Source organism: Snodgrassella sp. B3882 (assembly GCF_026535915.1).
GTDB lineage: Bacteria > Pseudomonadota > Gammaproteobacteria > Burkholderiales > Neisseriaceae > Snodgrassella.
Genome location: NZ_JAFNPF010000001.1, coordinates 1286214 through 1298177, shown reverse-complemented (window position 1 = coordinate 1298177; position 11964 = coordinate 1286214). Strand labels below are relative to the sequence as shown.

At 41.1% G+C, this 11964-nt stretch carries 9 protein-coding genes; 3 read left to right on the top strand and 6 right to left on the bottom strand.

All coding sequences use genetic code 11. The features are described from left to right. The first annotated feature begins 7 nt into the window (after positions 1 to 7). Positions 8 to 310 carry a CHY zinc finger protein gene (locus J3U68_RS05495; RefSeq protein WP_267375364.1) on the top strand — a complete coding sequence of 101 codons (303 nt, stop codon included), beginning with the start codon at positions 8 to 10 and terminating at the stop codon, positions 308 to 310. Between the two features lie 8 nt (positions 311 to 318). Here the strand turns inward: J3U68_RS05495 and J3U68_RS05490 are convergent, their stop codons facing one another. The 6 genes from J3U68_RS05490 to ettA all read right to left on the bottom strand — a co-directional run bounded on the left by J3U68_RS05490 (position 319) and on the right by ettA (position 9097). Then, complete coding sequence (locus J3U68_RS05490) at positions 319 to 1083, bottom strand: toxin-antitoxin system YwqK family antitoxin (protein ID WP_267375363.1); 765 nt, start codon at positions 1081 to 1083, stop codon at positions 319 to 321. Positions 1084 to 1190: 107 nt separating this feature from the next. Further along, complete coding sequence (locus tag J3U68_RS05485; protein WP_416384657.1) at positions 1191 to 2531, bottom strand: aldehyde dehydrogenase family protein; 1341 nt, start codon at positions 2529 to 2531, stop codon at positions 1191 to 1193. A 99-nt stretch (positions 2532 to 2630) separates the two neighbouring features. Then, positions 2631 to 4166 (bottom strand): peptidylprolyl isomerase, encoded by a 1536-nt coding sequence (locus tag J3U68_RS05480; protein WP_267375360.1) that lies wholly within the window; start codon positions 4164 to 4166, stop codon positions 2631 to 2633. A 154-nt stretch (positions 4167 to 4320) separates the two neighbouring features. Further along, on the bottom strand, positions 4321 to 4590 hold the full coding sequence (locus tag J3U68_RS05475; RefSeq protein WP_267375358.1) for an HU family DNA-binding protein: 270 nt from the start codon (positions 4588 to 4590) through the stop codon (positions 4321 to 4323). Positions 4591 to 4780: 190 nt separating this feature from the next. Beyond that, entirely contained in the window at positions 4781 to 7183 is a 2403-nt protein-coding gene (gene lon / locus J3U68_RS05470; RefSeq protein WP_267376219.1) for an endopeptidase La, read from the bottom strand. Positions 7184 to 7429: 246 nt separating this feature from the next. Continuing rightward, on the bottom strand, positions 7430 to 9097 hold the full coding sequence (ettA, locus tag J3U68_RS05465; protein ID WP_267375357.1) for an energy-dependent translational throttle protein EttA: 1668 nt from the start codon (positions 9095 to 9097) through the stop codon (positions 7430 to 7432). Between the two features lie 141 nt (positions 9098 to 9238). Between ettA and J3U68_RS05460 the strand changes: the two genes are divergently transcribed. Both J3U68_RS05460 and mutL read left to right on the top strand, forming a co-directional pair. Then, positions 9239 to 9889 (top strand): DedA family protein, encoded by a 651-nt coding sequence (locus tag J3U68_RS05460; protein WP_267375356.1) that lies wholly within the window; start codon positions 9239 to 9241, stop codon positions 9887 to 9889. 53 nt (positions 9890 to 9942) lie between these two features. Further along, entirely contained in the window at positions 9943 to 11874 is a 1932-nt protein-coding gene (mutL, locus tag J3U68_RS05455) for a DNA mismatch repair endonuclease MutL (protein ID WP_267375354.1), read from the top strand. Positions 11875 to 11964: the final 90 nt, after the last annotated feature.

Genomic DNA, 11964 nt, shown 5'->3' with positions numbered 1-11964 from the left:
AAATGCCATGATAAAAGGTATTGAAATTGACTCTTGCGGACGTTGTCTGCATTATCATACTGATCTGGACATAGTTGCATTACAGTGTGGAGAATGTAAACAGTATTATGCCTGTTATCAATGCCATGATCAGCTCTGCGACCATCCTTTTAAGGCAATAGACATCAGAAATAGCAAACCGGTCATGTGTGGTCAATGTAAGAACTGCCTGACGTATGCACAATATCAACACTATCAATGTCCATTTTGTCAGGCAAATTTTAATCCTCGCTGTGGTTTACACAAAGATATTTATTTTGAGAATAAATAATATCGGAATTAATTATCATTCAAATCAACAATATTGCCATCCTCATCCCATTCAACTTTGCGCACAAGTTCATTTTTTTCAAACACAGATTCGCTTTTTTTCGCTCCGGAATCATACCAGCTTAGAACTACGCCACTAACCTGATTATCATTCACAGCCAGATCTGCGATCAAATGTCCTTGTTCATCCCATTTAGTCATGGTTTGGACGACACCATGATTAACATGCATGTCCTGCTTGATTTGTCCATTGTTGTACCAGCGCTGCCAACGTCCATGTGCCTGACCATTAACAAAATTAATTTCTCCGCGTCGTTGCCCGTTCATGTACCAACTTCTGGTTTTTCCATTAGGCAAACCCTGTTTCCACGACATTTCTAATGCCAATTGTCCATTTGCATACCAATTGCGCCAAAGCCCCACTGGTTTACCGTTTTCTAATTTACCTTGAATTTTCTTTTGTCCATCTGGGTAAGTTAATTCTACTTTGCCTTCTTTATTAGCTGGTAATAACTGCTGTAACTTGTCGATTGGCAGTGCAAATTCATCAGTGGGCTTGTCCACTATGGGGTTAACTGATGTTTGCTTAGGTTCTGATGCACTGGTTGATGTAATGGGTGGTTTATCTTCAGCTTGAACCTGTTGCACAATCTTTTCATTGCTCACTTTGGCAACAACAGGTTCTTTTGCTTCTGGCATAATCAGCCAAATTAAGGCGATAAAGCCAAAAATTATTCCTGCGATTAACCAGTAACGGTATCTGGTTACAATCATAGCTTATGTACCTTAATATTAATTAAATCAATCATTTCAGCAAAAAAATACAGATATAACATCTTACATTCATTTAAGTATAAATGGTATGGATACAGTGGAAGAAATTACTTTTGCCAATATGATTTAACATTTACAAATTCATAAATACCAAATTCTGATAATTCACGACCAAATCCGGAGTCTTTAACTCCGCCAAAAGGTAATCTTAGGTCGCTACTGGTATGTCGATTGATAAACACACTGCCCACAGTCAGTTGCCGGGCTAGATCCCAAGCATGTTGATTGTTTTGGGTGTAGATGCTGGCACCTAGTCCATAGGGATTATCATTCGCCAACGCGATGGCATGTAGCGAATCTTTAGCTCTTAAAATACTCGCAACTGGTCCAAATACTTCTTCGTGATAGACACGACAAGCGGGATTGACATTATCCAAGATGGTGGCTGGGTAAAACCAACCTTGTTCATATTCGGGTATGTTTCCACCCACTAAGCACGTTGCACCATGTTCAACTGCGTCAGTGACCTGAGCATGTACTTGTTGACGCAAATCAGCTCGGTGTAATGGACCTAGTGTGGTTTCTGCTAGCCAAGGAGCACCCATTTTCAGTTTTTGGGTATGCTTGACTAAGGCAGTAATGAATTTATCAGCCACCTCAGTACAAACGATGATTCGTTTGGCTGCATTACAAGATTGTCCAGCATCGCGAAATCGAGAGTAACAAGCGTCTTGGGCAGCTTGTTCAATATCGGCGTCATCCAGCACGATAAATGCATTACTGCCACCAAGTTCAAGTACTGATTTTCGTAAGTATTTGCCAGCCATCGAAGCCAGTTGACGCCCTGTCGCAGCCGAACCGGTAAATGCCAGTGCTTGGGTCTGTGCGATGGCTGTTTCAGTATCATCGGTATTTAACCACACTAACTCAAATGGCAACTGTTCATCGACCAATTCAAATAACATTTGACTAACTTGACCGACTGTTGGTGCTGGCTTGATCATGCAGGCGTTACCGGCACAAAGTGCAGGTATAGCAAAGCGTAAAATTTGCCAAATTGGATAATTCCACGGCATGATAGCCAGCAAGGTACCTAAAGGTTCAAACCGTACTTGACTGAGACTGGCCTGTGTAGCGATGGTTTTATTGGCTAATAGCTCGGGGGCAAGATGGGCGTAATAGCGGATTAATGCAATAGATTTATTGATTTCTGCTTCACATTCACGTAAGCAACGACCTACTTCAATGCAAATCTGATAAGCTAAAGAGTTTTTATTTAGCTCGATTTTTTGAGCCAATGCTAATAATAGATGTGAACGATCTTGAACGCTGAGTTGGGAGAAAGTGTGTTGCTTGTAGGCTAGATTCTTACATTGTCGCTGCAATTGAGCCTTGGTGACACAATCGTGGCTGAAGATGATGTTATCACTGATGGCATGGCGACTGATATAAACCACAATAATCCTTTAAATCTTTGATGTAGTGATAACATGAAAGTTGAAATGGCAATAAAGGCCTTGTTACAACACAAGGCCTATTGCTCATATTTATTGCTCATCAGTTTGCAGCTTTTGAGCACCAGTTTTAATTTTGTAATGAGTTTGTAACCATTCAAAATTGTTACTAGCTAAATTTCGAGCTAGATTGTTACTGATCAATTCTTTAGCTTGAGGCATGATGGTGGTCAAATTTTTAGGTGGTGTGATGGAATGTACTTTAACCAGAACAGGATCTGCCCCTTTTTTCAGTATTAAATAAGCCGGTTTGCCATTGATTGGCTTGGACTTGATCCATGCCAGATAGTCTTCTTTAGGCAGCAAGGCTGAAGCAAACTGTTCAGGGGTAACATCAGCAGTTTCAGACCATGATAAAGACGGATTCCGACCATTTAATAGATCATTAAGGGCTGCATTGGCTGCAGCTAAAGCCAATTTCTGACTTTCATCTTCGATATAGTTCTCTTCGACCACATCTTTTACTTCAGCAAAATTTCCTTGATGTTCTTTACGTGTGTCTATTGCACGCACAACTCTGTAACGACCGTCACCGAGATCAATTACTTCAGAATTAAATCGTTTATTAAATATGTCATTACTGAACAGAGCATCTAGTAAAGCTTGCGGCATTCGCTGGGCTTTTGCCATATCTTTAGTTGTCCATTTTTTATCGTCTTTATAGATTTTCAAACCTAGTTTATCACTGATTGGTTGTAAAGATTTTGGATTTTTAAAAGCCAAATCACTCAGCTCTTCTTTGATTTTAGCAATTGCTAAACTGGCTTTACGCATCTGAATTTGTTCGGTTAATTGTTGTTTGATGGTATCAAATTCTGGTTTAGGTTCTGATGCACTAGTTGGGATTTGATCATAAGCCATTTTCAGTTCTTCGGGGCTGACTACTTCTTTTTTGGCTAAATCATCTACAGATATTTGAACAAACTCAAATTTGATACCTTGCGGGAGGAAATACCTCTTTTTATTGGCATTATAGTAAGCCTGTAATTTAGCATCATCTACTTTGACCTGATTGGCATAAGATGCGCCATTGAAATTTACCGATTGTATTTGTCGTGTTGATTGGAGCATATCAATGATCTGCTTAGCTTGCACATCGCTGACCATATTACCGGCTTTAAGCAGATTCTGCATAGACTGTAATGCATACTGTTTGTTGATGCTATCAATTAAATTTTGTTCAGACAGTCCGCTTTGATCAAGAAACTGGCGATATTTACTTTCACTAAATTGACCATTTTCTTGAAAGCTGGGATCGCTGGCAATGATCTGTTTGATCTGATCCAATGATGCTGAGATGCCTAGATCCTTAGCTTGTTGTTGAGCATATGCCTGCTCCAGCAGGTATGCATAAACATCTTGTTTGCTAATCTCACTCTTAGAAGCATTTTGAAAGCGACGCTGCAAATCATTAACTTCATTGATGTTGATTTTAATATCGCCAACTTTGCTAATGTAGTCTGTACCCGGAGCAGCGATGGTATAGCCACCAGCAAACACAAAACTAAGGCAGATCAATCCCAAAATAATTTGGGCAGGAGTTTTATATTTTTCGACAACGTGGAACATAAGATAAGCTTACTTTTCTAAACACAATCAAGAGGGGGTTATTGTAACGTCTTTTTTCAGGCTAAACCATGCTGATTAACAGAATAATGCATAATTGCTACACACATGAAAAAGGGCGGGATAACCCGCCCTTTAACTGTATCAAGTAACCAGATTACAAAGCATCTTTCAGTGCTTTACCAGCACGGAACTTAGGCGTTTTTGCTGCCTTGATTTGTAATGGCTCACCAGTTTTAGGGTTACGGCCGGCACGGGCAGCACGTTCACCTACATAAAAGGTACCAAAACCAACCAGAGTCACTGTATCGCCACTTTTCAGAGCATTAGTAACCGCACTGATCATGCCATCTAATGCCTTAGCTGCAGAGGCTTTAGACAAATCAGCCTCATGGGCAATAGCTTCAATCAATTCAGACTTATTCACAATAAAGTCCCTTTCTGTTGTGATGTTCATATTATGGTTAGGCACAATCGCTAACCAGCACCTAATCATTACAATACCTGTACTTTATAGCAAGCTCAAATTCTGTATGTCAAGCGTTGATACTGGCATAAATGTAAATCTCAGCCAAAAATAAAGCCATTCACCAATAGTGTTGGTGAATGGCTGCATATCAGTGTTTTACAGTTTTAGTTGTTGACTTACGAGCGGTTTTAGCCATTAGCTGCTCTTGTGGTATTTCCTGCCATGGGCTGGGTGGATAAGCCAATCCTAATGTCAGGACTTCATCTATCCATTTAACCGGATGGATGGTCAGTTCCTCACAAATATTGGCAGGTATCTCTTCCAAATCCTTAACATTACCGTGTGGAATCAACACGTGCTTAATGCCACCGCGCAGTGCGGCCAGAAGTTTTTCTTTCAGTCCGCCGATAGGCAGAATTTCGCCACGCAAGGTTATTTCCCCTGTCATAGCAACATCTGCTCGTACTGGTATACCGGTGAATGCAGACACAATTGCCAACGTAATGGCACTACCAGCACTGGGTCCATCTTTAGGCGTAGCACCTTCTGGCACATGGACATGAATATCATTTTTTTCGTAGAAATCTGGTTCTATTCCAAGAGATTCAGCGCGAGAACGCACGACACTCCAGGCTGCACTCACAGATTCTTGCATCACATCGCCCAGTTTACCGGTGCGTAAGATATTGCCTTTGCCGCGGAATTTGCTTGCTTCAATGGTCAATAATTCACCACCTACTTCGGTCCAGGCAAGTCCTGTTACCTGTCCAATACGGTTTTCACTTTCTGCTACACCGTAGTCGAAACGACGTACGCCAAGATAATCATGTAAATTTTCGGCATTAATTACTGTGGTCACCAATTTAGAACTTTTTTTACGCTTAGTAGTAGAATTTTCAGCTTTTAAAGCCTGTTGCATCACTACTTTGCGACAGATCTTAGCAATTTCACGATCAAGAGAACGGACACCGGCCTCACGCGTGTAATATCGAATGATGTCTCTTATCGCGGATTCTTCGATGTTGATTTCACCTTCTAAAATTCCGTTTAATTTGATCTGTTTGGCCACCAGATATTGCTTGGCAATGTTGATTTTTTCATCTTCGGTATATCCTGATAGACGAATAATTTCCATACGATCAAGTAATGGTGTCGGAATATTTAGGCTATTGGAAGTGGCAATAAACATGACATCAGAAAGATCAAACTCTACTTCCGCATAGTGATCGATAAAGGAATGATTCTGTTCAGGATCCAATACTTCCAGTAACGCACTGGCGGGATCGCCACGAAAATCGTTACCTAATTTATCTACTTCATCTAATAAGAATAAAGGGTTTTTAACGCCAACCTTAGCCATATTTTGCAGAATTTTACCCGGCATGGAACCAATATAGGTACGACGATGACCACGAATCTCGCTTTCATCATGAACACCACCTAATGCCATGCGAACATATTTACGACCAGTGGCCTTAGCGATGGACTCACCCAACGAGGTTTTACCCACGCCTGGAGGACCAACCAAACATAAAATAGGACCTTTAAGGCGATTCATGCGTTTTTGAACGGCTAAATATTCAAGTATGCGTTCTTTAACTTTTTCCAGACCATAATGGTCTGCATTCAACACCAGATCTGCCTTGGCTATATCTTTACTGATTTTGGATTTTTTGTTCCATGGTAAGTCCAATAAGGTATCAATATAGTTGCGCACAACGGTTGATTCTGCCGACATCGGTGGCATCATACGTAGTTTTTTGAACTCTGCCAGACATTTTTTCTCGGCTTCTTTACTCATTTTGGCACGACGGATTTGCACCTCAAGTTCAGCCAAATCGTCATCTTCTTCACCCAATTCTTTTTGAATCGCTTTGACCTGTTCATTCAGATAGTATTCACGTTGCGATTTTTCCATCTGACGTTTAACCCGCCCGCGAATCCGTTTTTCAACCTGTAAAATATCCAGTTCGGTTTCCAACAGGTGCAATAAATGCTCCAGACGAGCGGTCACATCGATTAAGGTCAGGATATTTTGCCGCTGATCTAATTTAAGTTGCAGATGAGCCGCAATGGTATCTGCTAAACGGCTATTATCATCAATCCCCTGAATAGTGGTCACCACTTCAGCAGGTATTTTTTTATTCAATTTAGCCAGTTGATCAAATTGTGATAATAAGGTGCGGCGTAATGCTTCATGATTTTCAGATTCAGCAGAGGTTATGTCATTGCATGCTTGAATGTGTGCTTCAACATAAGGGCCGCTTTCATCAATATGTGTCACTTTAGCGCGATACATTCCTTCTACTAAAACTTTGACTGTACCATCAGGCAGTTTCAGTACTTGCAATATATTGGCCACTGTACCCATGTCATACATGTCATCAGCATGTGGTTCATCGGTATCAGCATTTTTTTGCGCCAGCAAAAACACTGGTTCATTGTGTTCCATCGCCGCATCTAGAGCAGCAATGGATTTTTCCCGGCCGACAAAAAGAGGCAACACCATATGCGGATAAACCACAACATCACGCAAAGGTAACATTACCATAGTGGTCGGTTGTAATTCGGGAGAATCGTAAATTTCGGCCATGCAGTGCCTCAATCTTTCTCTGTATAGATATTGAAATTGATTGTTGAGATGGTGCTAAAGAGGATATTTTCAAGTAGGCATTTAATAAAAGCCGCACTCTGTTTTTATTTATTTGGAATCGTAGCTATGGCTGGTGATAAAGACCATAGCGGGCAAGTAAACGGACAAATTAAAAATGGTTTTAATTTGCCCGTTTAGATTTGCTTAACGTGTGACTGGTTTATAGCGGATGCGTTTAGGTTTGGCACCCTCCTCGCCTAAACGCCGTTTTTTATCTGCCTCATATTCCTGATAATTGCCATCAAAGAATACCCATTTAGAGTCTCCTTCAGCGGCCAAAATATGGGTAGCGATTCTATCTAAAAACCAACGATCATGAGAAACCACCAAAACGCTTCCGGCAAATTCCAGTAACGCCTCTTCCAAAGCGCGTAAGGTCTCTACATCAAGATCATTAGAAGGTTCATCCAATAGTAAGACATTACCACCAGAAATTAACGTTTTGGCTAAATGTAGACGACCGCGCTCACCGCCGGATAAGTTGCCCACAATTTTACTTTGGTCACTGCCTTTGAAATTAAATCTGCCTAAGTATGCACGGGCGGGAATTTCAAACTGTCCCACTTGCAGAATATCTCGACCTTCAGCGATTTCATCAAACACGGTTTTTTCTGCATTCAGTCCATGTCGGCTTTGGTCAACCAGTGACATTTTAACTGTCTGACCAATTTTAACTTGCCCCATATCAGGTTGTTCCTGACCGGTGATCAGTTTAAATAACGTAGATTTACCCGCGCCATTTGGACCGATAACACCGACAATCGCTCCCGCAGGTATTTTAAAACTTAAATCATCAATCAGCAGTTTATCGCCAAAGCTTTTGCTGACATGATCAAATTCAATAACTTCGTTGCCCAGTCTTTCCGCAACAGGAATAAAAATTTCCTGTGTTTCATTGCGTTTCTGGTACTCATAGTTGCTCATTTCTTCGAAGCGAGCCAAACGAGCTTTTGATTTAGCCTGTCGTCCCTTAGCATTTTGGCGTACCCATTCCAGCTCTTGCTTCATGGCTTTGATGCGTGCTGCTTCGGCCTTTGCTTCATTTTGCAGCCGAGCCTCTTTTTGTTCTAGCCATGAACTGTAATTGCCTTTCCAAGGGATACCATGCCCTCGATCCAGTTCCAAAATCCATTCAGCCGCATTATCCAGAAAATAGCGATCATGAGTAACGGCTACTACTGTACCTGGAAATCTAACCAAAAATTGTTCCAACCATTCCACAGATTCGGCATCCAGATGGTTAGTGGGTTCATCCAGTAATAACATATCCGGTTTACTTAATAACAGTTTGCACAACGCAACGCGTCGCTTTTCCCCACCGGATAATGTACTAATTTTGGCATCCCATTCTGGCAGACGTAATGCATCAGCAGCTATTTCAAGCTGATGTTCTAGATTGTCTCCGGCTCCAGCGGTGATGATGGCTTCCAATCTAGCTTGCTCTTCAGCCAGAGCTTCAAAATCAGCATCAGGTTCGGCATAGGCTGCATAAACCTCTTCTAATCTTTTCTGTGCACCGGCAACCTCTCCCATGCCGGACTCAACTTCTTCTCGTACTGTTTTATCCGCGTCCAGTTGTGGTTCCTGAGGCAAATAGCCGATTTTAATACCACTCATGGGGATGGCTTCACCCTCAAATTCAGTATCCACACCGGCCATAATTTTCAACACTGTTGATTTTCCAGCACCATTTAGTCCTAGTAGACCAATTTTGGCTCCAGGAAAAAAGGATAAGGAAATATCTTTAATAATTTGTTTTTGCGGTGGTACAGTTTTACTCACGCGCAGCATGGAATATACGTATTGGCTCATATCATCATTATCTTCAGAAAGTTTGGCAGATGCTTATTAAAAGCTTCTAATCAATTTTGTTAGGATTTTATCACGCAAATAAAGGCTAATGAGTCAGTCTTTGCGTTAAAATAGCGATTTACATTTTAATCTGTCTGCATTATGAGTGTTACTTCTGCTTTAATTGATTTTATTTTGCACATCGATCAGCATTTACAATTTATTGTCGCACACTATGGTATCTGGATTTATGCTATATTGTTTTTATTGATTTTTTGTGAAACTGGTTTAGTGGTTACACCGTTTTTACCTGGTGATTCTTTGTTATTTGCCGCGGGCAGTATTGCTGCCGTAGGGGAAATGAATGTGCATTTGATGGTAGCACTATTGTTGATCGCGGCTATAGTGGGTGATGCGGTTAACTTTGCCTTAGGCAAGTATTTTGGTCAACGGCTATTTGCCAATCCACAGTCAAAAATATTTAAACAAATATATTTGCATAAAACTCAGGAATTTTATCAAAAGCATGGTGGTAAAACCATTGTCATTGCCCGTTTTATGCCCATTGTTCGTACATTTGCGCCGTTTGTTGCGGGTATGGGGCATATGCATTATGGACATTTTATTCGCTATAACTGTATTGGTGCTGTTATCTGGGTAGTTCTGTTTTCTTATGCAGGCTATTTTTTCGGTAACCTGCCGATAATTAAACAAAATCTTTCCTTGGCGCTGATTATTATTATTGCCATTTCCCTATTGCCTGCTGTGATCGAGATATTACGGCACAAACTAAGTGCACATAAAAATAACTGACTGCTATAGAACGGTTGATTGCTTAGCCGCAGTTGATAACCAAAGGTAAAACCATGACTCAAATCCATTTGTTACCTGACCATTTGATTAATCAGATCGCTGCTGGCGAGGTAATTGAACGTCCAGCCAATGCGTTGAAAGAAATTATCGAGAATAGTCTTGACGCTAACGCAAGCAAAATAGACATTGAATTAGAAGCTGGTGGGATCAAAAGATTATGTGTAACTGATAATGGTATCGGTATGAATGAGGAAGATGTCAGTCTAGCCTTACACCGTCATGCCACCAGTAAAATCCGCTCGTTGGAAGATCTGGAAAAAGTCGTCAGTATGGGATTTCGTGGTGAAGGATTGGCGAGTATTGCTTCAGTTAGCCGCCTAACTTTGACCAGTCGTCAGGCTGAAGCGAAACACGCTACGCAAGTTTATGCAGAAGATGGTAAGCAAAGTGCAGCGAAAGCAGCAGCTCACGCACCAGGTACAACAGTAGAAGTGGTGGAGCTGTTTTTTAACACTCCAGCTAGAAGACAATTTCTTAAATCTCCCGGTACCGAATTTGCTCACTGTCGCAATATGGTTGAGCGACTGGCGTTAGCCAATCCTGAAGTGGCATTTACATTATCACATAATAGTAAAGTCATTTTCTCTCTACCAGCACAATCATTGTCTGAACGTTGTGCAGCGATCATGGGTGAAGAATTTGTTGCAGCCAGCTTGTCCGTTGATGAGAGCATGGATGGGATTCGACTGCATGGTTTAATCGCCAAACCCACATTTGCTCAAGGAAAAAGCAATCAGCAGTTTATATTTGTTAATCAAAGATTTGTGCGCAACAAGGTAATCATGCATGCGGTGAAACAAGCGTATAGTGATGTGTTACATGTCGCACAAACCCCTGTATTCGCCCTATTTCTTAATCTACCGCCCACTGAAGTGGATGCCAATATTCATCCAACTAAAACTGAGGTTCGTTTCCGCCACAGTCAGGTTATTCATCAACTGGTTTTTCATACTTTAAATAAATCCTTGGCCGGCACCAATGCGACACAGACCGAATCAATTTCCCAGCCGGCAAAAGCGCTGAACGACATCATGCAAAATCAGCCGGATACGGTACAACGTTTGTTTAATCCAAGTCATATCGGCAATACACCATCTAAAAATGGGTCACATTCACCTGTACCCTACCGTATGAGTCGTCAGCCGGTACAAAGTTCCTTGAGTTTGCAGGAAAGTCAAAGAGCATTGGATACTTATGCTCAGCTGTATCAATCAACTGATCAGAATCAAGCCAGTGCAAATCACAGCAGCCAGAATGATCATGAATTAGATTATTTGGAACATTCACGAGGAATAACTACGCTTTCTGATCATGAAACGCAAATGCCGGTTGATGTGTCTATGCCTCCATTGGGTTATGCCATCGCGCAGTTATTGGATATTTATATCTTAGCTCAAACGGTAGATGCGTTAATTTTGGTAGATATGCATGCCTCTGCGGAAAGAGTGAATTATGAGAAAATGAAGCGTCAGCGGCAACTTAATGGACAGGTCTCCAGTCAGGTACTGTTGATTCCAGTGAGTTTTGCCGGTAGCAATGATGAGTTAGCTACAGTTGCTGAATATGCTGAAGTTTTGAAAGATTATGGGATAGATATAGCAATCCAAGAGGAAAATATTGTGGTACAAAGCGTACCGTCAATGTTAATTAAAAGTGATATAAAAAATTTGCTTCAACAAATTTTGGCTGATTTAGGGCAACTGGGTAGCAGCCATGTGATCCAGGAACAAGAAAATCATATTCTTTCAACCATGGCTTGTCATGGTTCGGTTCGAGCTGGTCGGAAGTTGACCCTACCGGAAATGAACGCTCTTTTACGCGATATGGAAGAAACTGAACGCGCTAATCAATGTAATCATGGTCGACCAACGTGGGTAAAACTACGACTAGAAGATTTAGATGCCATTTTTTTAAGGGGGCAATAACTTCTAAATGATTTGAAAATCTTGTAGATGATCGCATTGTTGTAATAGATCGATTATTAGGATCTTTTTTGTGACTGCTCTGATGGTTTA

Coding starts and splice junctions, on each gene's coding strand:
- J3U68_RS05490 (WP_267375363.1), bottom strand. CDS start 1,083: ATGATTGTAACCAGATACCGTTACTGGTTAATCGCAGGAATAATTTTT.
- J3U68_RS05480 (WP_267375360.1), bottom strand. CDS start 4,166: ATGTTCCACGTTGTCGAAAAATATAAAACTCCTGCCCAAATTATTTTG.
- mutL (WP_267375354.1), top strand. CDS start 9,943: ATGACTCAAATCCATTTGTTACCTGACCATTTGATTAATCAGATCGCT.
- J3U68_RS05495 (WP_267375364.1), top strand. CDS start 8: ATGATAAAAGGTATTGAAATTGACTCTTGCGGACGTTGTCTGCATTAT.
- lon (WP_267376219.1), bottom strand. CDS start 7,183: ATGGTAATGTTACCTTTGCGTGATGTTGTGGTTTATCCGCATATGGTG.
- J3U68_RS05460 (WP_267375356.1), top strand. CDS start 9,239: ATGAGTGTTACTTCTGCTTTAATTGATTTTATTTTGCACATCGATCAG.
- ettA (WP_267375357.1), bottom strand. CDS start 9,097: ATGAGCCAATACGTATATTCCATGCTGCGCGTGAGTAAAACTGTACCA.